Origin of the sequence: Kitasatospora sp. NPDC002551 (assembly GCF_040296005.1) — a bacterium.
Classification (GTDB): Bacteria; Actinomycetota; Actinomycetes; order Streptomycetales; family Streptomycetaceae; genus Kitasatospora.
Genome location: NZ_JBEOWI010000042.1, coordinates 26,011 through 51,835, shown reverse-complemented (window position 1 = coordinate 51,835; position 25,825 = coordinate 26,011). Strand labels below are relative to the sequence as shown.

Annotated in this window: 28 protein-coding genes; 10 read left to right on the top strand and 18 right to left on the bottom strand. The window is 74.2% G+C overall.

Annotated features, from left to right (window positions below):
* Window position 1: 1 nt before the first annotated feature.
* On the bottom strand, window positions 2–721 hold the full coding sequence (gene fabG, locus ABT093_RS29180; protein WP_350569523.1) for a 3-oxoacyl-[acyl-carrier-protein] reductase: 720 nt from the start codon (window positions 719–721) through the stop codon (window positions 2–4).
* A gap of 373 nt (window positions 722–1,094) precedes the next feature.
* Between fabG and ABT093_RS29175 the strand changes: the two genes are divergently transcribed.
* The 6 genes from ABT093_RS29175 to ABT093_RS29150 all read left to right on the top strand — a co-directional run bounded on the left by ABT093_RS29175 (window position 1,095) and on the right by ABT093_RS29150 (window position 7,008).
* On the top strand, window positions 1,095–2,240 hold the full coding sequence (locus ABT093_RS29175; protein ID WP_350569521.1) for an MBL fold metallo-hydrolase: 1,146 nt from the start codon (window positions 1,095–1,097) through the stop codon (window positions 2,238–2,240).
* A gap of 133 nt (window positions 2,241–2,373) precedes the next feature.
* Window positions 2,374–3,972, top strand: a complete 1,599-nt coding sequence (locus ABT093_RS29170; RefSeq protein ID WP_350569554.1) for a TldD/PmbA family protein — start codon at window positions 2,374–2,376, stop codon at window positions 3,970–3,972.
* Window positions 3,972–5,378 (top strand): metallopeptidase TldD-related protein, encoded by a 1,407-nt coding sequence (locus tag ABT093_RS29165; RefSeq protein WP_350569519.1) that lies wholly within the window; start codon window positions 3,972–3,974, stop codon window positions 5,376–5,378. Before ABT093_RS29170 ends, ABT093_RS29165 begins: the two co-directional genes overlap by 1 nt.
* Before the next feature lie 32 nt (window positions 5,379–5,410).
* Window positions 5,411–5,959 carry an RNA 2'-phosphotransferase gene (locus ABT093_RS29160; RefSeq protein WP_350569517.1) on the top strand — a complete coding sequence of 183 codons (549 nt, stop codon included), beginning with the start codon at window positions 5,411–5,413 and terminating at the stop codon, window positions 5,957–5,959.
* A gap of 104 nt (window positions 5,960–6,063) precedes the next feature.
* On the top strand, window positions 6,064–6,450 hold the full coding sequence (locus ABT093_RS29155) for a DUF3099 domain-containing protein (RefSeq protein ID WP_350569515.1): 387 nt from the start codon (window positions 6,064–6,066) through the stop codon (window positions 6,448–6,450).
* A gap of 324 nt (window positions 6,451–6,774) precedes the next feature.
* Window positions 6,775–7,008 carry a hypothetical protein gene (locus tag ABT093_RS29150; RefSeq protein WP_350569513.1) on the top strand — a complete coding sequence of 78 codons (234 nt, stop codon included), beginning with the start codon at window positions 6,775–6,777 and terminating at the stop codon, window positions 7,006–7,008.
* A 20-nt stretch (window positions 7,009–7,028) separates the two neighbouring features.
* Here the strand turns inward: ABT093_RS29150 and moaA are convergent, their stop codons facing one another.
* The 4 genes from moaA to ABT093_RS29130 form a co-directional block, all read right to left on the bottom strand.
* Window positions 7,029–8,018, bottom strand: a complete 990-nt coding sequence (moaA, locus tag ABT093_RS29145) for a GTP 3',8-cyclase MoaA (protein WP_350569511.1) — start codon at window positions 8,016–8,018, stop codon at window positions 7,029–7,031.
* 92 nt (window positions 8,019–8,110) lie between these two features.
* Window positions 8,111–9,721, bottom strand: coding sequence for a monocarboxylic acid transporter (locus tag ABT093_RS29140; RefSeq protein WP_350569510.1), 1,611 nt, complete (start codon window positions 9,719–9,721; stop codon window positions 8,111–8,113).
* A complete protein-coding gene (locus tag ABT093_RS29135) occupies window positions 9,718–10,074 on the bottom strand; it encodes a DUF485 domain-containing protein (protein WP_350569509.1) in 357 nt (118 codons plus the stop codon). The genes ABT093_RS29140 and ABT093_RS29135 overlap by 4 nt, the downstream gene beginning before the upstream one ends.
* Before the next feature lie 249 nt (window positions 10,075–10,323).
* A complete protein-coding gene (locus ABT093_RS29130; protein ID WP_350569507.1) occupies window positions 10,324–11,367 on the bottom strand; it encodes a zinc-dependent alcohol dehydrogenase family protein in 1,044 nt (347 codons plus the stop codon).
* A gap of 184 nt (window positions 11,368–11,551) precedes the next feature.
* On the opposite strand from ABT093_RS29130, the gene ABT093_RS29125 reads away from it, so the two are divergent.
* Together ABT093_RS29125 and ABT093_RS29120 are read left to right on the top strand one after the other, a co-directional pair.
* The gene (locus tag ABT093_RS29125) at window positions 11,552–12,550 is read left to right on the top strand and encodes a DEDDh family exonuclease (RefSeq protein WP_350569506.1); all 999 of its coding nucleotides are present in this window, start codon (window positions 11,552–11,554) and stop codon (window positions 12,548–12,550) included.
* A gap of 31 nt (window positions 12,551–12,581) precedes the next feature.
* Window positions 12,582–13,379, top strand: coding sequence for an SURF1 family cytochrome oxidase biogenesis protein (locus ABT093_RS29120; protein ID WP_350569505.1), 798 nt, complete (start codon window positions 12,582–12,584; stop codon window positions 13,377–13,379).
* A gap of 73 nt (window positions 13,380–13,452) precedes the next feature.
* Here the strand turns inward: ABT093_RS29120 and trxA are convergent, their stop codons facing one another.
* Both trxA and ABT093_RS29110 read right to left on the bottom strand, forming a co-directional pair.
* On the bottom strand, window positions 13,453–13,785 hold the full coding sequence (gene trxA, locus ABT093_RS29115) for a thioredoxin (protein ID WP_350569504.1): 333 nt from the start codon (window positions 13,783–13,785) through the stop codon (window positions 13,453–13,455).
* Window positions 13,786–13,788: 3 nt separating this feature from the next.
* Window positions 13,789–14,235, bottom strand: a complete 447-nt coding sequence (locus tag ABT093_RS29110) for a MerR family transcriptional regulator (RefSeq protein WP_350569502.1) — start codon at window positions 14,233–14,235, stop codon at window positions 13,789–13,791.
* A gap of 224 nt (window positions 14,236–14,459) precedes the next feature.
* Between ABT093_RS29110 and ABT093_RS29105 the strand changes: the two genes are divergently transcribed.
* Window positions 14,460–15,233, top strand: coding sequence for an SDR family NAD(P)-dependent oxidoreductase (locus tag ABT093_RS29105; RefSeq protein ID WP_350569500.1), 774 nt, complete (start codon window positions 14,460–14,462; stop codon window positions 15,231–15,233).
* Between the two features lie 27 nt (window positions 15,234–15,260).
* On the opposite strand, the gene ABT093_RS29100 is transcribed toward ABT093_RS29105, so the two are convergent.
* From ABT093_RS29100 to ABT093_RS29060, 9 genes are all read right to left on the bottom strand, one after another.
* On the bottom strand, window positions 15,261–15,899 hold the full coding sequence (locus tag ABT093_RS29100) for an alkaline shock response membrane anchor protein AmaP (protein ID WP_350569498.1): 639 nt from the start codon (window positions 15,897–15,899) through the stop codon (window positions 15,261–15,263).
* Complete coding sequence (locus tag ABT093_RS29095; RefSeq protein ID WP_350569496.1) at window positions 15,896–16,528, bottom strand: DUF6286 domain-containing protein; 633 nt, start codon at window positions 16,526–16,528, stop codon at window positions 15,896–15,898. Before ABT093_RS29095 ends, ABT093_RS29100 begins: the two co-directional genes overlap by 4 nt.
* Complete coding sequence (locus tag ABT093_RS29090) at window positions 16,525–16,884, bottom strand: hypothetical protein (RefSeq protein WP_350569495.1); 360 nt, start codon at window positions 16,882–16,884, stop codon at window positions 16,525–16,527. The genes ABT093_RS29095 and ABT093_RS29090 overlap by 4 nt, the downstream gene beginning before the upstream one ends.
* Window positions 16,884–17,075, bottom strand: coding sequence for a hypothetical protein (locus tag ABT093_RS29085; RefSeq protein WP_350569493.1), 192 nt, complete (start codon window positions 17,073–17,075; stop codon window positions 16,884–16,886). Before ABT093_RS29085 ends, ABT093_RS29090 begins: the two co-directional genes overlap by 1 nt.
* A 57-nt stretch (window positions 17,076–17,132) precedes the next feature.
* Window positions 17,133–17,651 carry an Asp23/Gls24 family envelope stress response protein gene (locus ABT093_RS29080; protein ID WP_350569492.1) on the bottom strand — a complete coding sequence of 173 codons (519 nt, stop codon included), beginning with the start codon at window positions 17,649–17,651 and terminating at the stop codon, window positions 17,133–17,135.
* A gap of 164 nt (window positions 17,652–17,815) precedes the next feature.
* Complete coding sequence (locus ABT093_RS29075; protein WP_350569488.1) at window positions 17,816–18,622, bottom strand: enoyl-CoA hydratase/isomerase family protein; 807 nt, start codon at window positions 18,620–18,622, stop codon at window positions 17,816–17,818.
* Window positions 18,623–18,854: 232 nt separating this feature from the next.
* Complete coding sequence (locus ABT093_RS29070; RefSeq protein ID WP_350548483.1) at window positions 18,855–19,088, bottom strand: helix-turn-helix domain-containing protein; 234 nt, start codon at window positions 19,086–19,088, stop codon at window positions 18,855–18,857.
* 388 nt (window positions 19,089–19,476) lie between these two features.
* Window positions 19,477–21,075: an ABC-F family ATP-binding cassette domain-containing protein gene (locus tag ABT093_RS29065; protein WP_350569486.1), complete on the bottom strand. Its 1,599-nt coding sequence runs from the start codon at window positions 21,073–21,075 to the stop codon at window positions 19,477–19,479.
* 199 nt (window positions 21,076–21,274) lie between these two features.
* The gene (locus ABT093_RS29060; protein WP_350569485.1) at window positions 21,275–22,198 is read right to left on the bottom strand and encodes a PQQ-binding-like beta-propeller repeat protein; all 924 of its coding nucleotides are present in this window, start codon (window positions 22,196–22,198) and stop codon (window positions 21,275–21,277) included.
* Window positions 22,199–22,585: 387 nt separating this feature from the next.
* Between ABT093_RS29060 and ABT093_RS29055 the strand changes: the two genes are divergently transcribed.
* Entirely contained in the window at window positions 22,586–23,875 is a 1,290-nt protein-coding gene (locus tag ABT093_RS29055) for a glycoside hydrolase family 26 protein (RefSeq protein ID WP_350569483.1), read from the top strand.
* A gap of 21 nt (window positions 23,876–23,896) precedes the next feature.
* Here ABT093_RS29055 and ABT093_RS29050 read toward each other — a convergent pair whose 3' ends face one another.
* Window positions 23,897–25,063, bottom strand: a complete 1,167-nt coding sequence (locus ABT093_RS29050; protein WP_350569481.1) for a GNAT family N-acetyltransferase — start codon at window positions 25,061–25,063, stop codon at window positions 23,897–23,899.
* A complete protein-coding gene (locus ABT093_RS29045) occupies window positions 25,060–25,779 on the bottom strand; it encodes a YveK family protein (RefSeq protein WP_350569479.1) in 720 nt (239 codons plus the stop codon). The genes ABT093_RS29050 and ABT093_RS29045 overlap by 4 nt, the downstream gene beginning before the upstream one ends.
* Between the last annotated feature and the right edge of the window lie 46 nt (window positions 25,780–25,825).

Genomic DNA, 25,825 nt, shown 5'->3' with positions numbered 1-25,825 from the left:
GTCAGTGACCCATGCCCAATCCGCCGTCGACGGGAATGACGGCTCCGGTGATGTACGCGGCCTCGTCCGAACCGAGGAACCGCACGGTGGAAGCGACCTCGGCGGGCGCCGCGTAACGGCCCAGCGGCACGTCGGCGACGATCTCCGCGCGGCGCTCGTCGCTGAGCACCGCGGTCATGTCGGTGTCCACGAAGCCGGGGGCGACCACGTTGACGGTGATGTTGCGCGGCCCCAGCTCGCGGGCCAGCGAACGGGCGAAGCCGACCAGGCCCGCCTTCGACGCGGCGTAGTTGGCCTGGCCCGGGGAACCGGAGAGGCCGACGACCGAGGAGATCAGCACGATGCGGCCCTTGCGGGCGCGCATCATCAGCTTGGACGCGCGCTTGACCACGCGGAAGGTGCCGGTGAGGTTGGTGTCCAGGACGGACGTGAACGCCTCCTCCGACATCCGCAGCAGCAGGGTGTCGTGGGTGATGCCGGCGTTGGCGACCAGCACCTCGACGGCGCCGTGCGCCGACTCCACCTCGGTCAGCGCGGCGTCCACCTGGGCGCTGTCGGTGATGTCGCAGCGCACCGCGAGCACGTCGTACTTGGCCAGCTGCTCGGGGACCTCACCCGACCGGCTGGTGATGGCGACCTTGTCGCCCGCCTCGGCGAAGGCCTGGGCGATCGCGAGGCCGATGCCCCGGTTGCCTCCGGTGACGAGAACCGAGCGGCTCAACGATCCACCTCTCTCCTGTGTGTGCGCACGCCGTGATGCCCGCGTACCACTCCGTGATGTCCGCGTACGTCGCAACGAGGTACGCGATGCGACGCTATCGGTCGCCGCGCCGCGGCGGCGAATCGGTCTCCCACAGCGCCGCACCGATGGAACTGTCGGTACCCGACAATCCGTGTCCGGCCGGTTTTCGCGCGATTCGCCCACCGCCGCACACCGGATTGTCGTGTCCACTGAGTGGCCCGTTCGGGAACCCGGCGGCGGGGCACGCCCGTTGTGCCCCCTGGTGCGGCACGATGCCGGGGCCGCCGCACCGGGGCCGACCACGGCCCGCAGCCGGACAGGGCCCCGGTGACGAGCGGAGGCGGAACGCGGAATGAGCGAGGCACGGGCCGGGACCACCCATCGACGCGGACGACTGGTGGCGCTGGCCGCGCTGGCGGCCGGTGCGGGAGCGGTCGCCTGGGCGCTGCGCGACCTCCCGGCGGCGTTCGGCCGCCGGCCGGACGGCGAGCGGGAGGAGCGCCTGCGCAACTCCCCCCAGTACCGCGACGGCGTCTTCCACAACGCGCCCTCCGAGCTGGCCCGGACGCCCGCACCGTCCGGCATCGACCCGGACACGGTACGCCGGGTGCTGTTCCAGCGCGACGGCCGCACGCCGGGCCGCCCGGTGCCCACCGTCCGCCCGGCCGACGGCGCGGACGCCGCCGCCGAGGGCGTGGCGGTCACCTGGTACGGGCACGCCTCGGCGCTGGTCGAGATCGAGGGCTCCCGGGTCCTGCTCGACCCGATCTGGAGCGAGCGCTGCTCCCCCGCCGCGCAGATCGGCCCGCGCCGGCTGCACCCGGTGCCGGTGGAGCTGGAGGAACTGCCGCAGGTGGACGCGGTGCTCATCTCGCACGACCACTACGACCACCTGGACATGGCGACGGTCCGGCGGCTGGTGCGCAGCCAGTCCGCGCCGTTCGCGGTGCCGCTCGGCATCGGCGCCCACCTGCGCCGCTGGGGCGTGCCCGAGCACCGGATCATCGAGCTGGACTGGGACGAGACCTGCACGCTCGGCGACCTGGCACTCACCCTGACCGCCGCCCACCACTTCTCCGGCCGGGGCCTGACCCGCAACACCACCCTGTGGGGCTCCTGGGTGGTCGCCGGGCCGAACCGCAAGGTCTACTACACCGGCGACTCCGGCTACTTCGAGGGCTACGCGCGGATCGGCGCCGAGCACGGCCCGTTCGACGCCGCGCTGGTCCAGGTCGGCGCCTACGACCCGGCCTGGGCGGACATCCACATGACGCCCGAGGACGCCGTCCTCGCCCACCGGGAGCTGAACGCCGGACTGCTGCTCCCGGTGCACTGGTGCACCTTCAACCTGGGCCTGCACCCGTGGGCCGAGCCCGTCGAGCGGCTGCTGGTGGCGGCCAAGGAGCGGGGCGTGCCGCTGGCCGTCCCGCGCCCCGGCGAGCGGGTGGACGTCGACAATCCGCCGGAGCTCGACGGCTGGTGGGAGGGCGTCTGCTAGCCGTCCGGCCGCCGCACCGGAAATGCGCTGGCCGAAACCCCTTTGACGGGCAATGATGCGGTTCGGGCCTCCCCTCGCCGTTCGGGGGCGTCCGAACCGCCGTCCGCCCGACCAGGGAGCCCGATTGCCTCCGCTGCCCCCGACCAGCACGCCCCCGTCCCGCGGCGGTGCCCCGCGCGCCGTCGACCCGCTCTTCCTCGGCTACCCGTTGCACGCGCTCGCCGACGCCGCCCTCACCCGGGCCCGCGAACTCGGCGCCGCGCACGCCGACTTCCGCCTGGAGCGGGTCCGCAGCGCCTCCTGGCGGCTGCGCGACGCCCGGCCGGCCGGCACCTCGGACAGCGTCCAGCTCGGCTTCGCCGTCCGGGTGCTGCTGGACGGCGCCTGGGGCTTCGCCGCCGGGGTCGACCTCACCCCGGACGCGGCGGCCCGGGTGGCCGCTCAGGCCGTCGCGGTGGCCCGGCTGTCCGGCGGCATCAGCCGCGCCGCGGGGTCGGCGCAGCGGGTCGATCTCGCCGGGGAGCCGGTGCACCGGGACGCCACCTGGGTCTCCGCGTACGACGTGAACCCCTTCGAGGTGCCGGACGCCGAGAAGACGGCGCTGCTCGCCGAGTGGAGCACCCGGCTGCTGGCCGCCGAGGGCGTCTCGCACGTCCAGGCGACCCTGCTGACCGTCCAGGAGAACAAGTTCTACGCGGACACCGCCGGCACCGTCACCACCCAGCAGCGGATCCGGCTGCACCCGGTGCTGGAGGCCACCTCGGTGGACGGGCGCACCGGGGCCTTCGACTCGATGCGCACCCTGGCCCCGCCGGCCGGGCGCGGCTGGGAGTATCTGACGGGGGTACGGGGGTCGTCCCCCGATGGGCAGAGCCCGACGGGGACCGGCTGGGACTGGGACGCCGAGCTCGCCGAGCTGCCCGTCCACCTGGCCGAGAAGATGAAGGCGCCGAGCGTCGAGCCGGGCCGCTACGACCTGGTGATCGACCCGTCCAACCTGTGGCTGACCATCCACGAGTCGATCGGCCACGCCACCGAGCTGGACCGCGCCCTCGGCTACGAGGCCGCCTACGCGGGCACCTCCTTCGCCACCTTCGACAAGCTCGGCTCGCTGAAGTACGGCTCCGAGCTGATGCACGTCACCGGTGACCGCACCGCCGAACACGGCCTGTCCACCATCGGCTACGACGACGAGGGGGTGGCCGCGCAGTCCTGGGACCTCGTCAAGGACGGCGTCCTGGTCGGCTACCAGCTCGACCGCGCCATGGCGAAGCTCAAGGGCTTCGAGCGCTCCAACGGCTGCGCCTTCGCCGACTCCCCCGGGCACGTCCCGGTGCAGCGGATGGCCAACGTCTCGCTCCAGCCCGTCGAGGGCGGCCCGTCCACCGAGGGCCTGTTCGCGGGCGTCGAGAACGGCCTCTACATCGTCGGCGACCGTTCGTGGTCAATCGATATGCAGAGGTACAACTTCCAGTTCACCGGGCAGCGCGCCTACGCCATCAGGAACGGCGAACTCGCGGGCCAGGTCAAGGACTTCGCCTATCAGGCGACGACCACCGACTTCTGGGGCTCGATGGCGGCCGTCGGCGGCCCGCAGACCTACGTGCTGGGCGGCGCCTTCAACTGCGGCAAGGCACAGCCCGGCCAGGTCGCCGCGGTCAGCCACGGCTGCCCCTCGGCGCTGTTCCGCGACGTCAACGTGCTCAACACCCAGCAGGAGGCGGGTCACTGATGACCGCGACGATGCAGCCCCACGAACTCGTCGAGCTGGCGCTCGGCCTCTCCCGCGCCGACGGCTGCGTGGTGATCGCCGACGAGGAGTCGACCGCCAACCTGCGCTGGGCCGGCAACGCGCTGACCACCAACGGCGTCACCCGGGGCCGGCGGCTCACCGTGATCGCCACGGTGGCCGGCGCCGAGGGCACCGCCTCCGGCGTGGTCTCCCGCGAGGCCGTCGGACCGGACGACGTGGCGGAGCTGGTCCGGTCCGCCGAGGAGGCCGCCCGCGCGGCCGGTCCGGCCGAGGACGCGCAGCCGCTGGTCACCGCCGCCGAGCAGCCGAACTCGCCGCACTTCACCCGGCCGCCCGGGGAGACCTCCATCGAGGTGTTCGAGGAGTTCGGACCGGCCCTCGGCCGGGCCTTCGCCCGCGCCGCCGGGCAGGGCGAGCTGCTGTACGGCTTCGCCCGGCACGAGGTCGTCACCAGCTACCTGGGCACCTCCACCGGCCTGCGGCTGCGCCACGACCAGCCGACCGGCATGGTCGAGCTGAACGCCAAGACCGCCGACCTGTCCGGCTCGGCCTGGGTCGGCGCCGCCACCCGGGACTTCTCGGACGTGGACGTCACCGCCCTGCACGCCGAGGCGACCAAGCGGCTGGGCTGGGGCGCGCGCCGGATCGACCTGCCGGCCGGCCGCTACGAGACGCTGCTGCCGCCGTCCGCCGTCGCCGACCTCATGGTGTACCTGACCTGGTCGTCCGGCGGCCGGGACGCCTTCGAGGGCCGGACGGTCTTCTCCCGGCCCGGAGGAGGCACCAGGATCGGCGAGAAGCTGACCGGTCTGCCGCTGACGCTGCGCTCGGACCCGCTCGAACCGGGCCTGGAGTCCGCGCCGTTCGTGCTGGCGCACGCCAGCGAGGACGAGGCGTCGGTGTTCGACAACGGCCTGCCGCTGACCGCCACCGACTGGATCCGGGACGGCGAGCTGGCCTCCCTGGTCACCAGCCGGCACTCGGCGGCGCTGGGCGGCCTGCCGCTGCGCCCGGCGGTCGACAACCTCGTCCTGGAGACGGCCGGCCAGGAGGCCGCGCCGACCCTGGACGAGATGATCGCGCGCACCGAGCGCGGTCTGCTGCTCACCTGCCTCTGGTACATCCGCGAGGTGGACCCGGCGACCCTGCTGCTGACCGGCCTGACCCGGGACGGCGTCTACCTGGTGGAGAACGGCGAGGTGGTCGGGGCGGTCAACAACTTCCGCTTCAACGAGTCGCCGGTGGAGCTGCTCGGCCGGATCACCGAGGTCGGCCGCACGGAGCGCTGCCTGCCGCGCGAGTGGAGCGACTGGTTCACCCGGACGGCGATGCCGCCGGTCCGGGTCCCGGGATTCAACATGAGTTCGGTCAGCCAGGCCTCCTGAGGCCCTGGCCGACCGGGGGGAGGATCGAGCCGATGGACGAGAAGCGCGTGGTCAGGACCAGCAAGACGCTGTCGCGCATCCTGCGGCACGACCCCGGCCGGGTCGGGGTCACCCTGGACCCGGCCGGCTGGGTCGGGGTGGACGTGCTGCTCGGCGCGCTGGCGGCCCGGGGCACCCGGCTGACCAGGGCCGAGCTGGACCACGTGGTGGCGACCAACAACAAGCGCCGCTTCGCCTACTCGCCGGACGGCCGCTCGATCCGGGCCAGCCAGGGGCACACGGTGGCGGTCGACCTCGGGCTGGCCGCCACCGAGCCCCCGCCGGTGCTGTTCCACGGCACCGCGACCCGGAGCCTGCCGGCGATCCTCCGGGAGGGCCTGCGCCCGATGGCCCGGCAGGACGTCCACCTCTCGGCGGACACCGAGACCGCGACCCGGGTGGGCGCCCGGCACGGCCGGCCGGTGGTGCTCCTGGTGGACGCGGCCGCGATGGCGGCGGCGGGGCACGAGTTCCGGGTGAGCGCCAACGGGGTCTGGCTGACGGACACGGTGCCCCCGGAGTACCTCTCCCAGGGCCATTAGGAGCATGTCCGCGGACCCGGTCTCGTCGGCGGCCGCCTCCCGGCGTACCGTGAGGAGGCCGCGCGGCGAGGCGCGCGGGTGCGTGAACGAGGGCGGTTTGGGACATGGGCAAGAGCGCCGACGGCGAGGTCTACCGGATCACGGGGGCCCGCAGCAGCCTCAGCGAGGACGTCCGAGGACGGCAGCGCCGGTACGTGGCCTCGATGCTGCTGCGGACGCTCTGCGTGCTGCTCGCGGTGGTGCTGTGGGACGTCCAGCGGTGGCTGGCGTTCGCGGCGCTGGCGGGCGGGGTGCTGCTGCCGTACTTCGCGGTGCTGCTCGCCAACGCGGGCCGGGAGCGGGCCCCGGGCCTGCCGTCCACGTTCGACGTGCCGCCGGACACGCCGCTGATGCTGGGCCCGGGCGGCACCGGTGGCCGCGGTGCGGATGTGACGCAGGGTGCTGATGGGGCCGGGCGTGTGCCCACGGATTCTTCACAGGACGTGAGCTGACCGTCCGTTTTGAGCCACTATCCACCCGTTGCCCGGCTGGAAAGCTCAAAAGAAGCTCAGATTAATCATGCAAGACCTCCCCATACCCACCCCACGCCGTGACATACTGCGTACGCGCTCCGCATCCCCCGTCGGAGCGACGGACCGACGCCGGGCGGCTCCCCCCGTGGCTGCCCGGCGTCGCCATGCCCGCAGCCCTCTCCGTCCGGGGTTCGGCTCGCCTCCGGGCCGCTCGCACGTGCTCGGGCTCGCTCGCGGTTCTCAGCAGGGCGCGTGACAGACTGGCGGTGACCACGCCCCGCCGACCGCCGAGGACGACCGACGATGCTGCTGCCCGACGCCCCCCAGCCGCAGACCCCGATCTGCTCCGCCAAGGGCTGCCGCGCGGACGCCGTCTGGGTGCTGGTCTGGAACAACCCCAAGCTGCACACCCCGGACCGCCGCAAGACCTGGCTGGCCTGCGACGAGCACCGCGAGCACCTCTCGCAGTTCCTGGGCGTGCGCGGCTTCCTCAAGGAGGTCGTCGGCTTCGCCGAGTGGACCCCCGAGGAGGACTGAGCCCCGGAGCCCGTCCCCGGCTAGCCGCCGATGGCCGACATCGGGCGGACGGGCTGGTGGAAGTCCGGGTCGTCGATGCCGGCGCCGGCCTTCTTGCCCCACATCGCGGCGCGCCACAGCTCGGCCAGCTCGGCGTCGCCGGCGCCGGAGCGCAGGGCGGTGCGCAGATCGGTCTCGCCGGTGGCGAAGAGGCAGTTGCGGACCTGGCCGTCGGCGGTGAGCCGGGTGCGGTCGCAGGCCCGGCAGAACGGGCGGGTCACCGAGGCGATCACGCCGACCCGGGCCGGGCCGCCGTCCACCAGCCAGCGTTCGGCCGGCGCCGCGCCGCGGGTGGCGGAGGGCTCGGGGGTGAGCGCGAACCGGGCGGACAGCCGCTCCAGGATCTCCTCGGCGGTGATCATCGCGGAGCGGTCCCAGCCGTGCTGGGCGTCCAGCGGCATCTGCTCGATGAACCGCAGTTCGTAGCCGCGCTCCAGGCACCAGGCGAGCAGCCCGGGCGCCTCGTGCTCGTTGACGCCGCGCATCAGCACCGCGTTGAGCTTGACCGGGGTGAGCCCGGCGGCCTCGGCCGCGGCCAGGCCGGCCAGCACGTCCGGGTGGCGGCGGCGCCGGGTGAGGGTGTGGAAGGTGTCCTCGTCGAGGGTGTCGAGCGAGACGTTGACCCGGTCCAGGCCGGCCGAGCGCAGCGCCGCCGCGGTGCGGGCGAGGCCGATGCCATTGGTGGTGAGCGAGAGCTCCGGGCGCGGGTCGAGGGCCGCGCAGGCCTCGACGATGCCGACCAGCCCCGGGCGCAGCAGCGGCTCGCCGCCGGTGAACCGGACCTCCTGGACGCCGAGGTCGCGCACGGCGACGGTCACCAGCCGGACGATCTCCTCGTCGGTGAGCAGCTCGGGCTTGGCCAGCCACTGCAGGCCCTCCTCGGGCATGCAGTAGGTGCAGCGCAGGTTGCACCGGTCGGTGAGGGAGACCCGCAGGTCGACGGCGCGGCGGCCGAAGGTGTCGAGCAGCACGGCGGTCCCTTCCCGAGTGAGGCGCCGCCGGGAGGCGGCCGGCCCGGCCACCGTCACGGCGGGGCCGGGCCAGCTTAGTCATCGTTTGTCCGTCAGTGGGCGCCCAGCCCGGTGAGCGAGCGGACCTCCAGTTCAGCGTACTTCGCCGGGTCGGCCTCGCGGCGGGCGAGGACGGTGCCGACCCAGCCGGCCAGGAAGCCGACCGGGATGGAGACCAGGCCGGGGTTCTCCAGCGGGAACCAGTGGAAGTCGGAGTGCGGGAAGAGCGAGTTCTTCGCGCCCGAGACGACCGGGGAGAAGAGCACCAGCACCACCGAGGAGATCAGTCCGGCGTAGACCGAGCTGACCGCGCCGACGGTGTTGAACCGCTTCCAGAACAGCGAGTACAGCAGGGTGGGCAGGTTCGCCGAGGCGGCCACCGCGAAGGCCAGGGCGACCAGCGCGGCGGTGTTGAGCTTGTCGGCGAACAGGCTGAGCACGATCGCCACCGCGCCGATCCCGGCGGCGGCCCACTTGGCGACGTGCACCTCCTCGCGCTCGGAGACCTTGCCGCGCCGGATGACGTTCGCGTAGAGGTCGTGGGCGAAGGAGGCCGAGGAGGCCAGGGTGAGCCCGGCGACGACGGCGAGGATGGTGGCGAAGGCGACCGCGGAGATCACCGCGAGCAGCACCGCCCCGCCGGTGGTGCCCGCGCCGCCGCCGAGCTTCTCGGCGAGCTGCGGGGCGGCGGTGTTGCCGGCCGCGTTGGCGGCCTTGATCGCCTTGGGGCCGACCAGCGCGGCGGCGCCGAAGCCGAGCGCGAGGGTCATCAGGTAGAAGCCGCCGATGATGCCGATCGCCCAGAGCACCGACTTCCGGGCGGCCTTGGCGGTGGGCACGGTGTAGAAGCGGACCAGGATGTGCGGCAGGCCGGCGGTGCCGAGCACCAGGGCGAGGCCCAGGCTGAGGAAGTCCAGCTTGCTGGTGCCGGTGGCGCCGTACTTGAGACCCGGTTCGAGGAAGGCGTTGGCCTTGCCGCTGGCGTCGGCGGCGGCGCCGAGCAGGGAGGACAGGTTGAAGTGGTACTTGGCCAGCACCAGCACGGTCATCAGCGCGGTGCCGGCGATCAGCAGCACCGCCTTGACGATCTGCACCCAGGTGGTGCCCTTCATGCCCCCTATGGCGACGTAGAGCACCATCAGGGCGCCGACCGCGACGATCGTCCACCGCTTGGCGCCGTCGCCGCTGACCCCGAGGAGCAGGGCGACCAGGCTGCCGGCCCCGACCATCTGGGCGAGCAGGTAGAAGATCGACACCACGATGGTGGAGATCCCGGCGGCGGTGCGCACCGGGCGCTGGCGCATCCGGAAGGCCAGCACGTCGGCCATGGTGTAGCGGCCGGAGTTGCGCAGCGGTTCGGCGACCAGCAGCAGTGCGACCAGCCAGGCGACCAGGAAGCCGATGGAGTAGAGGAAGCCGTCGTAGCCGAACAGCGCGATGGCGCCGGCGATGCCGAGGAAGGAGGCGGCGGACATGTAGTCGCCGGAGATGGCGAGGCCGTTCTGGAAGCCGGAGAAGGCGCGGCCGCCGGCGTAGAAGTCGGCGGCGTCCTTGGTCTGCCGTCCGGCCCAGACGGTGATGCCGAGGGTCGCGAGCACGAAGACCCCGAACAGGGTCATCGTGAGGCCGCGGTGATCGGTGGCGGAGCTGGCGAGCAGGTTCATTCGGCGGCCTCCCGGGGGGCGCGGACAACCGCACCGCGCGCCTCGCGGATCGCGGCCGCGCTCGGGTCGATCCTCCGGTCGGCGTAGCGCGCGTACCAGGCGGCGATGGCGAAGGTGGAGACGAACTGCAGCAGCCCGAGGACCAGGGCGATGTTGAGGTGCCCGACGACCTTGGTGGCCATCAGGGCGGGGGCGTAGCCGGAGAGCAGCACGTAGAGCAGGTACCAGACCACGAAACCGATGGTGACGGGGAAGGCGAAGCTCCGGAACGAGCGCCGCAGGGTGCGGAACTCCGCGCTCTCCTCGATGACTTGGGTTTCGCTGGGGGCGGTGGTGATCGGCGGCGATTCCACTCTGTCTCCTCACTCCTTCGGCGTAGCGGTCGCACCAGTGGAAACGATCGGACGTGAGCGAAGTCACAATCCGGATGGGCGCCGCGCAATGCTAGGAGGGTCGCGCTTCACTCGGAAGAGTTTGACCGTGATCAGTCAAACATTCACTCTTTCGCCGTAACCGCCCGATCGAAAACCACCTATCCGGGCACACCAAAGGGGTGGCCCGGCGAACCGGACCACCCCTGGTGGCGCGTCAACAGCGGTACGTCAGAAAGCGATCCGCACCTTCAGGGCCGAACGGTCGTCCATCGCCCGGTAGCCGTCCGGAACGCCGTCGAGGTCGACGGTGCGGTCGAAGACCAGGCCCGGCTCGATGGCACCGGACAGGACGTCCGGCAGCAGCTCCGGGATGTAGGCGCGGGCCGGCGCGACGCCGCCGTTGAGCGAGACGTTGCGGCCGAACATCTGGCCGATGTCCACGCCCGCGCTGCCGCCGTGCGGCACGCCCACGTAGCCGACGGCGCCGCCGTCCCGGGCGATCGACACGGCGGTGCGCATCGACTCCTCGGTGCCGACCGCCTCCAGCACGGCGTGCGCGCCCTGCCCGCCGGTCAGCTCCCGGACCGCCTCGACCGCCGCCTCGCCGCGCTCGGCCACCACGTCCGTCGCGCCGAAGCGGCGGGCCAGGTCGGTGCGGGCGGTGTGCCGGCCCAGCGCGATGATCCGCCCGGCGCCCAGCCGGTGCGCGGCCAGCACCCCGCACAGGCCCACCGCGCCGTCGCCGACCACCGCGACGGTGGCGCCCGGCCGCACCCGCGCCGAGACCGCCGCGTGGTGGCCGGTGGCCATCACGTCGGAGAGCGCCAGCAGCCCCGGCAGCAGCTTCTCGTCGCCCTGCGCCTCCTTGGGCAGCTTCACCAGGGTGCCGTCCGCGAACGGGACGCGCACCGCCTCGCCCTGCCCGCCGTCCGAGCCGACCTGCCCCCAGAAGCCGCCGTGCGGGCAGGAGGTCTGCAGGCCCTCGCGACAGAAGTCGCACGTGCCGTCCGACCAGACGAACGGCGCCACCACCAGGTCGCCGGGCCGGAAGCCGCGCACCTCGGCGCCGGCCTCCTCCACCACGCCGAGGAACTCGTGCCCGATCCGCTGCCCGGCCACCCGCGAGGAGACACCGCGGTACGCCCACAGGTCGCTGCCGCAGATGCAGGCGTTCACCACCCGCACCACCGCGTCGGTCGGGTGCCGGACGGCCGGGTCCGGCACCTCCTCGATCCGGATGTCGTTGGGACCGTGGATGACGGTGGCGCGCATGGGGCTTCGTCCTTCGCAGAGGTGCCCGCCGGGGTGGTGCGGGCAACCGGAAAACAATCGACCAGATGTACGACGACTGCACCGTCCACTCTATTCCGGCGCGCCCCTCCCAACCCTCCGGGCGACCCCGGGGTCGCGGCGAACCGCCGTCCGCGGTCACCGGAGGGCCTTATTCTGTTGGACCATGTACGCCTTCCAGCCCGAGACCCCCGAAGCGGCGCCGCGGACCGCGGCCGTCCCGGCCCAGCGCTCCGCCGCCCCCGCCGGCGGTTTCGCGGTGGTGGACGTCGAGACCACCGGCCTCGGCCGCACGGACCGGGTGATCTCGGCGGGCGTCTACCGGCTGGACGAGGACGGCGACGTCGTCGACCACTGGTACACCCTGGTCAACCCGGAGCGCGACCCGGGCCCGGTCTGGATCCACGGCCTGACCGACGACCTGCTGGCCGGCGCCCCGACCTTCCCGCAGATCGCCGACGAGTTCGCCGAGCGGCTGCGCGGCCGGGTGCTGGTCGCCCACAACGCGCTCTTCGACTGGAACATGATCTCCCGCGAGTTCTCCCGGGCCGGCCTGCACGCCCCGGTCGAGCAGCGGCTGTGCACCATGGTGCTGGCCCGCGACCTGCGGCTGCCGCTGCCCAACGGCAAGCTGTCCTCGCTGGCCGCGTACTTCGGCGTCCACCAGCGCCAGGCGCACAACGCGCTGGACGACGCCCGGGTGCTCGCCGAGGCCTTCCGCCCCAGCCTCCGGCTGGCCCGCTCGGGGGGCGTCCCGCTGCCGTTGCAGACCTGCGTGGCCGTCACCGACCTCGGCGAGGACGCGGCCTCCTCGCCCGCCCGCGGCTCCTGGACCGGCGCCGCGTACCGGCAGGCCAAGAAGCGCCCGCCGTGCCCCTACCCGAACCCCGGGCGCTGGGAGGACGGCAAGCCGCTGGTCCAGGGCATGCGGGTGGCGTTCACCGGCGACACCGCCACCGACCGCGAGCTGCTGGAGGACCGCGCCGTCGAGGCCGGCCTGCACATCGCCACCTCCGTGAGCCGGCTCACCAGCCTGCTGGTCACCAACGAGCCGGACAGCTGGAGCGGCAAGGCCCGCAAGGCCCGCGAGGTCGGCACCCCGGTGGTCGGCGAGGACGCCTTCCTCCAACTGCTGCGCGAGGTCGCCCCGCACCCCGGTGCATGAGCCGGTTGTGAACAGGGCGTACCGTGCCCATGTGTACCGTTTTCTGCTCTCCCGGCGCTGGCTGATCACCCTGTTGATCGCCGTGCTGCTGGTCCCCACGACCATCCGGCTGGGGTTCTGGCAGTTCCACCGCCACGAGGCACGGGTGGACCGCAACGAGCTGATCGCCCAGGCCCTGACCGCCGAGCCCGTGCCGTACGACACCCTGTCGGCCACGCCCGGGTTCGCCGTGCCCAAGGACCTCACCTGGCGCCCCGCGACGGCCACCGGGCAGTACGACACGGCGCACGAGTTCGTGGTCCGCAAGCGGACCGACTCCAGCGGGGACAAGATCGGCTACTTCGTGGTCACCCCGCTGGTGCTCGCCGACGGCAAGGGGAGCGTCCTGGTCAACCGCGGCTGGGTGCCCTCCGGCACCTCCGCCGCCGAGTACCCGGCCGTCCCCGCCGCACCGGCCGGCCAGGTCACCCTGACCGGCCGGCTGCGGGCCGACGAGTCCGCCTCCGGGAGCGTCAAGGACCGGGCCGGCCTGCCGGACCGGCAGTTCACCCTGATCAACAGCGCCCAGCAGGCCAAGGAGAGCGGCGCCGCCCTGCTCGGCGGCTACCTGGAGCTCACCGCCACCGAACCGGCCCCGGCCGACCAGCCCGAGCTGCTGCGCGAGCCCAACCACTCCGACATCGGCCCGCACATGGCGTACGCGATCCAGTGGTGGCTGTTCACCGCGCTGATCCCGGTCGGTTTCGTGGTGATGGCGCGGCGCGAGGCCAAGGACCGCCGCAAGGAGGCCGCCGAGGCCGAGGGCCTGACGGCCGCCGTCCCCGCCTGAGCCCGTCCGGGCCCGGGCCCGTTTCCGGCCCGGGCCCGTCCGCTCGGAGCACGTCCGCTCGGAGCACGTCCGCTCAGAGCACGTCCGCCAGGTCGCGCAGCAGCCGGGCCTTGGCCCGGGCGCCGACCACCGACTTCACCGGCTCGCCGCCGCGGAACACCATCAGCGTCGGCATCGACAGCACCCCGTAGGCCGCCTGGGTCTGCGGATTGTGGTCGACGTCCACGCTGACCACGGTCAGCCGGTGCCCCTCCTCCCGGGCGATCTCCGCCAGCACCGGCACCATCTGCCGGCACGGCGGGCACCAGTCCGCCGTGAAGTCCACCAGCACCGGCCCCTCTGCGGCCAGCACCTCCGCGGCGAAGGTCTCGTCCGTCACCGTCGCCACCCCTGCGATCTGCACCATGGCCTACCTCTTCTCCCACTCGTCCCGGTCGAGGGCCGCCGGTGCGGCCCATTCGCACTGCGGCGCCTCCGTGGCGGCCCCCGCGGCGAGCGCGTCGCGCTCCCGCTCGGCCCGGGCGTACTGCTCGGACACCCGGGCACGGACCTCCTGGAGCCGGTCGATGCACTCGTCCAGCTCGGACAGCTTCCTCCGGTAGACCTCCAGCGAGGCCGGGCAGGAGTCGCCGTGCGGGTGCCCGGCCTGCAGGCACTCGACGAACGGCCTGGTCTCCTCCAGGCCGAAGCCGGAGTCCTGCAGGGTGCGGATCTGCCGCAGCAGCCGCAGGTCCTCCTCGCCGTACGCGCGGTAGCCGTTGCCGGCCCGCCGGGCCGGGAGCAGCCCGAGCTGCTCGTAGTACCGCAGTGCCCGGGTGGTCGTCCCCGCCCGCTTCGCCAGCTCACCGATCCGCATGTCCGGCCCCTGCCCTTCCGGCCGCCGTTCGAACGCCGCCGGGAACGACGGTAGACCTTGACGCGGGCGTCAACGCCAGCGCCGGAGCGGGCCGGTCGGTGCCGGGTGTCGTCCGGTGCCGGGTGTCGTTCAGTGCTGGGTGTCGTTCAGTGCCACGGACCACCCGCTCGGCGCCGTCGGGTCCCGTTACCCGCCGTCCGGGCCGACCCGGCAGGATGGCCCCCATGGATCTCGGACTGCAGAACAAGGTGTACGTGGTCACCGGCGCGACCCGCGGGCTGGGCCTGGCCACGGCCCGGGAGCTCGCCGCCGACGGCGCCCGGGTACTGGTCACCGGCCGGAGCCCGGAGGCGGTGGACGCGGCCGTCGCCGAACTCGCCGCCCTCGGCGAGGGGCCGCGGGCGGTGCACGGACTGGTGGCCGACAACGCCGACCCGGCGACCGCCGAACGGCTGGTCACGGCGGCCGTCGAGCGCTTCGGCCGGCTGGACGGCGTGCTGATCAGCGTCGGCGGACCGCAGGCCGGCCCGGTCGCCACCGCCCCCGAGGAGGCCTGGCGGGGCGCCTTCGAGTCGGTCTTCCTCGGCGCCCTGCGGATCGCCCGCACCGCCGCCGCGGCGCTCGGCGAGGGCGGGGTGATCGGCTTCGTGCTCTCCGGCTCGGTCCGCCAGCCCATCGCCGGCCTCGGCATCTCCAACGGGCTGCGCCCGGGCCTGGCGATGGCCGCCAAGTCGCTCGCCGACGAACTCGGCCCGCGCGGCATCCGGGTGGTCGGCCTGCTGCCGGCCCGGATCGACACCGACCGGGTGCGCGAACTCGACGCCCTCGGCGGCGACCCCGAGGCCGCCCGCGCCCGGCACAGCGCCGACATCCCGCTCGGCCGCTACGGCACCCCCGAGGAGTTCGGCAAGGTCGCCGCCTTCCTGCTCTCCCCCGCCGCCTCCTACCTCACCGGGGTCATGGTCCCGGTGGACGGCGGCGCGCTGCGCGGGCTCTGAGCACCCCGCCGCGAGCGGCCGCGCGGCTCAGGCGACCCGCGGCCGCTTGTGGCGGTGCCGCCGCCGGGTGACCTCCGGCCGGGACGCGACCACCCGGATCCGCAGGTCCGCGGGCAGCTCCGGCAGGCCCAGGCTGGCCCGCGCCCCGCTGCGCGGGCCGGTCTCGAAGTGCTCGGCGAGCGCGGCCGGATCGCCGCCCGGGGTCATCCGCACCGCCGCCCGCAGCCGCGGGTGCCGCCGGTCGCGGACCAGCCGCACACCCACCCGCTCGACCTCCGGCAGCACGACCGCGTCGCTCTCCACCGCCTCCTCCAGCGCCTTGGTCCGCAGCCGCAGCCGCAGTCCCGGCGTCTCCGGGGTCGGCAGCACCACGGTCGTCGGACCGGTGCGGCGCAACTGCGCCAGCAGCCACCAGGCGATGCCCGCGACTACCACGGCCAGCCCGGCGATCACCACCGGCCACCACCAGGACTCCGCCACCCACCGGGTGCGCGAGCGCCCGCTCACCACCGGCTGGTCGGGCGAGGTGAGCGGCCACCAGGACGGCGGGTCGACGCCGAGGCGCCCGTAGAGATCGAGCCCGCCGGCCAGCACCAGCACCCCGGCGGCCAGCAGCGCCAGCCCGACCACCCCCAGCAGCAGCCGGTTGACCGTGCCCCGGCTCACCCGGCGCCACCGCCCACCGGGGCCGCGGTGTCCTCCGGCGACGGCCCGGCGCGCCGCCGCCGGCCCGCCATCCGCACGTCCAGCCGCAGCGGCCGGGCCAGCGTGACCGCCGCCAGCTCCTCGCGCAGCCGGCGCTGGACCGAGGCCGGATCGGCCGGGCCGGCCAGGGCGATCCGCACCCGGCGCCGGCCGACCCGCACCCGCAGGTGCTCCACACCCGGCAGTTCGGCGGCCCGGTCGGTCAGCAGGGCGGCCACCCCGGCCCGGTCGATGGCCGCGGCGGTGTCCCCGTGCGGGCGCAGCGGAAGCCAGCGGCGCAGACCGGGGGCGAGGGCGAGCCAGAGCAGCCAGCCGCCGAGCACCGCGCCCACGCCGGCGCCGATCAGCACCGCCGGGTCGTCCAGGTGCCGGGTGGCCAGCTCGTCGGCCAGGTCCGCGCGCCACTGCCGGGCCTGGTGCCCGGTCCGCACGGCGATCACGTCGTACAGCAGCCCCCCGGCGACGACCAGCAGCACGGTGGCCACCACGGTGGCGGCGGTGGTGCGCGGGGCACGCGGCCGGCGCACCTTCACCGGCGCGGGCCCGGGCGGCCCGGGGGCCTCCTCGGCCGCCCCTTCCCGGCTGCTCATCGGGCACCGTCCGGGACGAGGTGCTCGACCACCACCACGACCTCGGCCACCCGGGTTCCGGTCAGCGTGCGGGTGTCGGCGGTGACGCGGTCGCGGACGGTGCGGGCGAGGGCGGCGAGGTCGGCCGGGAAGGGCAGGTCGACGGAGACCCGGACGGTGACGGGGGCACTCGGGGTGGCGGGGCCGGTGACGGTGACCCTCGGCGGGCCGCCGCGCGCGCTCCGGCCGTGCCAGGCGTCGGCGAGCGCCTCACGGGCGGCGCGGGCGGCGATCCGGGCGTAGACGCGGTCGGCGATCCGCAGCCGGCCGCGGGCACCGGGATCCCGGCGGGAGGGTACCGGGACGAGGGCCGCCATCAGCGGCGCCGGTCGCGGCTGCGCAGCAGTTCGCCGAGCTCACCGGGCTCCAGGTCGCCCTCCAGCAGGCGGCCGACCACGAAACCGACCACCCCGAGCGCCGCCACCAGCAGGAACGCCGCGAAGCCGCCGAAGTATCCGGCGAAGCCGAGCGCCATTCCCACCACCAGGCCGACGATGGCCAGGTTCATCCGTTCCACCTCGTATTCCGCCGTGTTCCGCCGTCTCGCGCCGGCTGGCGCCGCCGACTACTTCAGCTTGGGCCGCTGTCCGGAGGAGGGAACCTCCTCTTCCTCCTCCACGACGTCGGGCTCGTCGGGCAGGTGGACGTCGTTGACCGCGATGTTGACCTCGACGACTTCCAGCCCGGTCATCCGCTCGACCGCGTCGATGATGTTCTCCCGCACCTGGCGGGCGAGTTCGGGGATGACGACGCCGTACTCGACCACCAGCGCGATGTCGATGGCGGTCTGCTTCTCCCCCACCTCGGCCTTGATGCCCCGCCCGACGCTGCCGCGCCCGCCGGGGACCCGGTCGCGCATCGCGCCGAAGGTGCGGGCGAGGCCGGAGCCGAGGGCGTGGATGCCGTTGATCTCGCGCGCGGCCATCCCGGCGATCTTCTCGACCACCCCGACGGCCAGCGCCGTGCGGCCGCGCTCGCCGACCGACCCGGCGGCGGCCGCCGGGCTCGCCGGCGAGGCGGCGGGGGTGGGGGCACCGTGCGGGGCGTTCTTGTGCAGGGTGGCGGGCGTCGGAGTGTCAGGCATGGCTCATCTCCCGTCGTGCGGCTCCAGCTATATCGCAAATCGCTCCAACTCTGACATTTCGCCACGAATCCCGCCCCCTGAGCGGCCCGGACGGCCCGAACGCCGCAAGGCCCGGTCCGTGGGTGCGCCCCACGGACCGGGCCTTGCGGTGCGGTCCGGGCCGGTCAGTCGCCGAGGCCGGCGAGGTCGCGCAGCCGGCGGGCCTGTGCCGCCCGTTCGGCCGAACGCTGCTCGTCGTAGGAGCGGCCGGCGGCGCCCTGGAGCAGGGCCTTGGTCTCGATCACGGCGTTGCGCGGGGCGGCCAGCAGGGCGGCGGCGAGGTCGCGGGCGGCCGCGTCCAGCTCGGCGGCCGGCACGGCGAGGTTGGCCAGGCCGATCGCGGTGGCCTCCGCCGCGCCGACCCAGCGGCCGGTGGCGCAGATCTCCAGCGCCCGGGCGTAGCCGACGAGTTCGGTCAGCGGCTTGGTGCCGGTGAGGTCGGGGACCAGGCCGAGCGAGGTCTCCTTCATGGAGAACTGGACGTCCTCGGCGACCACCCGCAGGTCGCAGCCGAGGGCGAGCTGGAAGCCGGCGCCGACGGCGTGGCCCTGGACGGCGGCGACGGTGACCAGGTCGGGGCGGCGCCACCAGGTGAAGGCCTCCTGGTAGCCGGCGATGGTCTCGTCGAGCTCCTGGTCCCCGGAGGCGGCCAGTTGGAGGAAGCCGGGCTCGCCGGGGATGCCCTCCGGGGTGAACATCGCGCGGTCGAGGCCGGCGGAGAAGGAGACGCCCTCGGCGCGCAGCAGCACCACCCGGACGGTCCCGGGCAGCTCGCGGCCGATGGCGGTGAGGGCGCGCCACAGGGCGGGCGACTGGGCGTTGCGCCGCTTGGGCTGACAGAGGGTGACGACGGCGAGTTCGCCGTCGATCTCCAGACGGACGCCGTCCTGCTCCCGGGTCGGGGTCTGCGGATCGGTGGCGGGAGCGGTCATGCGGGGACCTCCGGTGGCGAGGGTGCTTGGCTACCGGAGAGTAACAAAACTGGCGGCGCGACGGCAGGGGTCGGCCGGCGGACACCACGCGGCGACGGGCGGCCGGGGCGGCGCGCCGGCCCGGCATGACGATCGGCGGCCGGTTCGCTCTGGCCGGGGGCGGACGATCAGCGGTCGTCCCTCCGGTCGGCGCCCTGCCGCCGAGTCATCCGTCCAGTGAATTGACGGAGCGTCAGGAACCAGCTCCAGCAGGAGCTTTGTTCTTGCCCCGCGTGGCACCGCCGCGGCCCCGGAGAATCACTCCGGACTCGCTCAGCATGCGGTGCACGAAGCCGTACGAGCGACCGGTCTCCTCCGCGAGGGCGCGAATGCTCGCCCCGGAGTCGTACTTCCTCTTGAGATCGGCCGCGAGCTTCTCACGCGCGGCACCGGTCACCCGGCTGCCCTTTTTCAGAGTCTCGGCCACCCGTGCCTCCTCGTAGCGTTGCTCGGTCAGATTCCCATGATCACCCATCCACCGCGTCCTGGCCACCCATTCGACAAGGTCCATGCCCGGAACGGGCGGTCCTGCGGTGGTGATCCGAGCGCACAAGGGCGCTCACGCTGAGTGCACGCCCCCGGGAGCGTGCCGCCGTTCGACGCGAAAGGGCTGATCAGCAGCGTGGTCCCGGTCACGATCGGGTGGCGGGCCGACGGAAGCTCCTCAAACGGAATGCAGGACCCCTTCATTCCCGGACACGCCGGAAGGACTAGTTTTTCTGGCCCAAAGAGGGGAGGGCCCGTCGACGGCCGGCCGGAGGGTAAAACGAAGGCCCGGTCGTCCGTACGGACGACCGGGCCCCGGGAGAACGGGATCAGGCCAGCGTGACCAGGTCGGCGTAGGCCGGGCTCCAGAGGTCCTCGACGCCGTCCGGGAGCAGGATGATCCGCTCCGGCTGGAGCGCGTCGACCGCGCCCTCGTCGTGGGTGACCAGCACGACCGCACCGGAGAATTCGCGCAGCGCGCCGAGGATCTCCTCGCGGCTGGCCGGGTCCAGGTTGTTGGTCGGCTCGTCGAGCAGCAGCACGTTGGCGCTGGAGACCACCAGGGTGGCCAGCGCGAGACGGGTCTTCTCACCACCGGAGAGCACCCCGGCCGGCTTCTCCACGTCGTCCCCCGAGAACAGGAAGGAACCGAGGATCTTGCGGACCTGGACCAGGTCCATGTCCGGCGCCGCCGAGCGCATGTTCTCCAGCACCGAGCGGTCCGCGTCCAGCGTCTCGTGCTCCTGGGCGTAGTAGCCGATCTTCAGGCCGTGGCCCGGGATCACCTCGCCGGTGTCCGGCTGCTCCACCCCGGCCAGCATCCGCAGCAGGGTGGTCTTGCCGGCGCCGTTGAGGCCCAGGATGACGACCCGCGAGCCCCGGTCGATGGCCAGGCCCACGTCGGTGAAGATCTCCAGCGAGCCGTAGGACTTGGACAGTCCGCTGGCCGTCAGCGGGGTCTTCCCGCACGGGGCCGGGTCCGGGAAGCGCAGCTTGGCGACCTTGTCGTTCGCCCGCACCGTCTCCAGCCCGGACAGCAGCTTCTCCGCGCGGCGGGCCATGTTCTGCGCGGCCACCGTCTTGGTCGCCTTGGCGCGCATCTTGTCCGCCTGCGCGTTCAGCGTGGCGGCCTTCTTCTCGGCGTTGGCCCGCTCGCGCTTGCGGCGCTTCTCGTCGTCCTCACGCTGCTGCTGGTACTGCTTCCAGCCCATGTTGTAGACGTCGATGGTGGAGCGGTTGGCGTCCAGGTAGAAGACCTTGTTGACGACCGTCTCGACCAGGTCGACGTCGTGCGAGATGACGATGAAGCCGCCCTTGTAGGTCTTCAGGAAGTCCCGCAGCCAGGCGATCGAGTCGGCGTCGAGGTGGTTGGTCGGCTCGTCGAGCAGCAGCACGTCGGAGTCGGAGAACAGGATCCGGGCCAGCTCGACGCGGCGGCGCTGACCACCGGAGAGGGTGTGCAGCTCCTGGTTGAGGATGCGGTCCGGCAGGCCCAGCGCGGCGGCGATGGTGGCGGCCTCGGCCTCGGCGGCGTACCCGCCCTTGGTGAGGAACTCGGTCTCCAGGCGGGCGTACTTCTTCATCGCGTTGTCGCGGGTGGCGCCCTTGCCGTTCGCCATCCGGTCCTCGTTCTCGCGCATCTTGCGCAGCACGCTGTCCAGGCCGCGGGCGGAGAGGATGCGGTCCTTGGCGAGCACGTCGAGGTCGCCGGTGCGCGGGTCCTGCGGCAGGTAGCCGACCTCGCCCGAGCGGGTCACCGTGCCCGCCGCCGGGATGCCCTCGCCGGCCAGCACCTTGGTGAGCGTGGTCTTGCCGGCGCCGTTGCGCCCGACCAGGCCGATCCGGTCGCCGGGGGCGACCTTGAAGCTCGCGGACTCGATCAGGATCCGGGCGCCGGCACGCAGTTCGAGGCCGTTGGCGGAAATCATGGCTGGGACTACTCCTGGGACGTGGGCGGGCGACCGGACGAGGTTCGGGCCGGGAGGCGGGAAGGGGCGTCGTCGACGGGGGCTCGGCGGACCGCGCGGGGCGGCGCCGCTCGCCCGTCAGTGCCCGGAGAGAACAGCCATGACGGCAAGTCTACCGGGCCGCTCGGGTGACCCCCGAGGACGAGGTCCGCTCCGGCCGCTACTGCTGCCGCGCGCCGTCCCCGGCGCAGCCGCCGACCGGCGGGACGGCGGCGAACGGCTCGGCCGGGCTGCCGCAGGCCGCCTCGGGCGCCGCCGCCCGGGTGTCGAAGACCTTGGGCGCGACGATCGGCCCGTCCGAGATCAGCACCCGGCGCCCGTCCAGCGCCTTCATCGTCACACCGGGACCGGCGTTCAGCTGCCAGCCGGTGTTGTCCAGCCGGTAGCCGGAGATCCCGCCGGAGACCTGCTGCCCGCTGCCGTTGGTGCAGCTGCGCGGCACCAGCACCGCGAAGTCGGTGGCCGCCGTGCGCTCCGGGTCGTAGACGCAGTTGCCGGCCGGCTTGGAGTTGTAGCGCAGGTCACCGTCGGCGTCCCGGAAACCCATCGTCAGCTCCGGTGTGACCACCGCCACCCAGGGCGCGGACTCCTGCACGGTGTACAGCGAGGCCGCCGCCCGCACCTTCGCCTGCTGCTTGCGCTGCTCCTCGGTGCGCTTGTCGGCGCCGGGCTCGCCCGCGCCGCGCAGCCAGTCGGCCAGCCCGGGCACCGCGCGGTGCCAGCGCACCTGCTGGTCGCCGGGGCGCACCGAGGTGACCAGGCCGTCGTCCCAGACCACCACGGCGTTCTCCCCGGCCATCTCCAGGTGGAGCGCGGTGGCGCCCTCCCGCTGGTAGGACCAGGCGTGCTCGCCGGTGGCCCGGTGGTACGCCTCCAGGCCCGGGCCCACCCGCAGGTCCAGGTCGGCCGCGTCCAGCGAGGCCGCGGGGTCCGCGCTCGCCTCCGCGGCGCCCTTCGCGGCCACCCGGTCGCCGAACGGGACCGGCTTGTTGGCGTGCGCGGCGGCGCCCGCCACAAGGACCAGCAGCACCGCCAGGGCAGGGAGGATCGATCGGGGGCTGAGGGCACGCGACTTCCAGGACACGGGCGGAGCGTACCTTTCGGCACCCGCGCGAGTCAGCCGGGCTCTCCCGTACGGCCGAACGGCCGAACCCCGCCCGGCGGTTCCCGGCGCCCCGGGCGGGCCCGCCCGCCGACCTGCGCCGTCGGGGCCCGCACCGGCCCGGCGGGCCCCGGAACGGGGCTCCGCGGTAGGGCGCCCGGGGCCACCAGGACCGTTACGGAGGTGATACACGGCACACCTGAACGGCGTTCGAATATCGCCCACTTTAGGGTGACATTCGGCATTTCCTCGCCCGGTCGGCCCTACTGTCGGCAAGGGGTCCGCCACTCTGCGTGGCCCTCCCCGATCCGTCCAGCCCTGCTCCGCCCAGCCCGTGGCACCGTCCGGGGCGACGTCCGAGGAGACACCATGCGATTCGGCCGCCTGGCGCTCGCCGCCGCCACCCTGCTGCTGCTCACCACCGCCAGCGTCCCCGCCGGGACCCCGCTGGGCCAGACCGAGCGGCACTCCCTGTCCTCCGACGCGATCGCGCCCCACGCCCCCGCCCCGCGGCCCGCCGTCCAGCGCCCGGCGCACGAGCCGCCCTTCGGGGCCTTCGTCGGCTCCTGGGACAGCTACATCCCGCAGATCGGCCGCTACGCGCAGTGGCTGGGCGACGCCAACCTCCAGGTCGGCCACACCTATCTGGCGGGCAACGGCTGGGCGGACATCGAGGGCGAGCCGATGGTGCTCGCCATGTGGTCGCAGTGGCGGCAGGCCGACCCGTCCCGGATGCTCGTGCTCGGCGTGCCGATGCTGGTCCCGAGCGAGACGGGCGTGCCGGACGGCGAGGTGGCCCGGCTGCTCGGCCAGGGCGCCCGCGGCGACTTCGACCGGCACTTCCTGCGGCTGGCCCGCCGGCTGGTCGCCCTCGGCGGCGCGGACACCGTGCTCACCCTCGGCTGGGAGATGAACGGCGTCACCTACACCCACCGCTGCAAGCCCGACCCGGCCGCCTGGAAGACCTACTGGCGGCGGATCGTCACGGTGATGCGCTCGGTGCCCGGGCAGCGCTTCCGCTTCGACTTCGCGCCCAACCGGGGGCTGGACGCGATCCCGTGGACCAAGTGCTACCCGGGCGACGACGTGGTCGACATCATCGGCATGGACAACTACGACCAGCCGGCCGGCGGCACCTTCGACGACTACGTGCGCGAGCCGTACGGGCTGCAGGACCAGGTGGAGTTCGCGGCCAAGCGCGGCAAGCAGGTCTCGTACCCGGAGTGGGGGCTGTTCCGCAACGGGGACAACCCGGAGTTCGTGCAGCGGATGGTGGAGTGGATCCGCACCCACGACACCGCGTACCAGACCGTCACCGACTACTGTCCGCACGGCTTCTGGCAGTGCGAGCGCAACCCGCGCTCCAGCGCGCGCTTCCGGCAGCTGATGACCGGCTCCCCCGGGGCCCCGGAGCCGGCCGCGCCGGCGGCCCCGGCGGCGCCGGCGCCCTCGGTCGGTCCGGCGTCCCCGGCCTCACCGGCGTCCCCGACCGGGCCGGCGCCGTCGGCCGGCGCGAGCCCCGCTCCGACGGCGCCGCCGGTCCCCGGTCTGCCGGTCGGGCCCGGGATCCCGGTGCCGCCGACCGCTCCGACCGCGCCCACCGCGCCGATCGCCCCCGCCCCGCCGACCCCGCCGGCGGGCCTGCTCGGGCTGCCGTAGCGGCCGGCGGGGCCGGGGGGCTCAGCTGCGGCGGCGGGCCGCCAGCGCCTCCTTGAGGCGCGGCGCCCGGGTGCTGAGCAGGTGCACCGCCGCCCGCCGGCCGCGTACCGCGCCGCTCCGGGCGGCGGCCGCCGGGGCCGCGCCGCGCGGGCCGAACAGCAGCCGTTCGTTGGGCAGCCGGTCCGGGCGCCAGCGCTGCTTGTACGGCTCCTGGCCGCGCAGCAGGCTTATCACCGGGATCCCGGCGCCCAGCGTCTCGTCCAGCGCGGCACCGAACAGCAGGCCCGCGATGTCCAGCCGCTCCCGCAGCTCCGGGTGCGCGCCGTACAGGTAGAGGCCGCTGAAGGACGGACAGAGCAGCACCAGGTCGACGGCGACCAACTCGCCGTCCAGCCAGAACTGGTGGACGGCCGCCCGGCCGGTGGCGACCAGCCCGGCGGTGGACTCGGCGAGGTGCCGGGCGAACCGCTCGGTGCGGTGCTCCGGGGTGACGCCGCGCTCCTGCCACTGCAGGAAGTGCAGCCGCAGCAGCCCGTCCAGCGCCCGCGGCACCTCCTGCGGGCTCGTCGCCCGCACCTCCACACCCGACTCGGCGATCTTGCGCAGCTTGACCCGGGTGCGCTGGGCGGTCTTGCCCGGCACCCGCTTGAGCAACTGGTCCATCGGGGCGGCCGGCAGGTACTGGCAGAGCGAGTCGGCGTACCGGCGGCGGCGGCCGCGCCACTGGTCGAAGACCCGCTGCACGGCGGCCTCCGGGCGGACCTCGCGCAGCTCCAGGCTGTGCCAGGGGCGGGTGAGCGGCAGGGCCGCGGCGAACTCGGCGGCGGCGCGGTCGGCGCAGTCGTCGTCCAGCAGCACGTCGGTGAAGTCGATCAGCCCGGCGCCGAGGCCGGTCAGGCCGCCGAACGGGCCGCCGCGCCGGCGGAAGGCGCCCGCGCCGACCAGCCGGCCCTCCCGGCGCACCAGCACCACCAGCAGGGCTCCGGGGGTGCCGTAGTGGCGCCACCAGGAGCACTGCCAGGCGGCGGACTGGAAGAAGGTGGCCGTCCGGCAGCGGGCGACCAGGTCGTCCCACTCCTCGGCCAGGGTGTCGAGGGCGTCGTCCTCACGGCGCAGCTCGGTGGTCCAGCGGGGGGCGCGGGCCTGGGCGGGCAGGCCGGCCACGGGGGTGACGGCCTCGGTGCTCATCGTCCGCTCCCGGAGGCCGCCCCGGCCCCGACGGGCTCGGGCTCGGGTACCGCGGCGGGGTCGGGTACGGCGGCGGGCTCGGGTACGGCGGCGCGCGGACGCGGGGTGGTCGCGGCCGGCGCCTCCCCCGCGGGGGCCGCTCCCGCCTCGGCCGGCGCGCCGTTCCGGCGGCGGGTCATCATCACCAGCGCGCCGATCAGCACCCCGGCCGCGCCGCCGACCGCGACGTCCAGCCGGCCGGAGGGCGTGGTCGGCTTCTCGGGCTCCGCGGCGGCGGCCAGCGGGACCAGCCGCACGCCGGTCTCCTTGCTGGTGGTGTTGGCGAAGGCGACCAGCGAGCGGGACACCGCGTCGGCCGCCAGCACGGCCTCCTGCGGCCGGTCGCCGGTGCCGGTGATCTCGATCATCGGGGCGTCCGGCGAGGTGGTGCCGTGCACCAGGGTCTCCAGCTCGCCCAGGCCGTGCCCGGTCTCGGCGGCGGCCCCCGCGAGCACCTGCGGCTGACCGGCCAGCCGGCCGTACGCCTGGGCGAAGTTGACCGCGGTGACGGCCTCGCCCTGGTTCTCGGGCACCACGATCACGTAGGAGTTGGCGGCGTACGAGGGCTGGGCCACGAGGGCGTACCCGGCTCCGGCGACGGCACCCAGCGGCACCGCGAGGACCACCGGCCACCAGCGGCCGACCAGCCGGCGGACACTACTGCGCGGTTCGGTCATGGGGAACTCCTTGGCTGTGGGGGCCGCCCGGCCGGCGGCCCGGGGA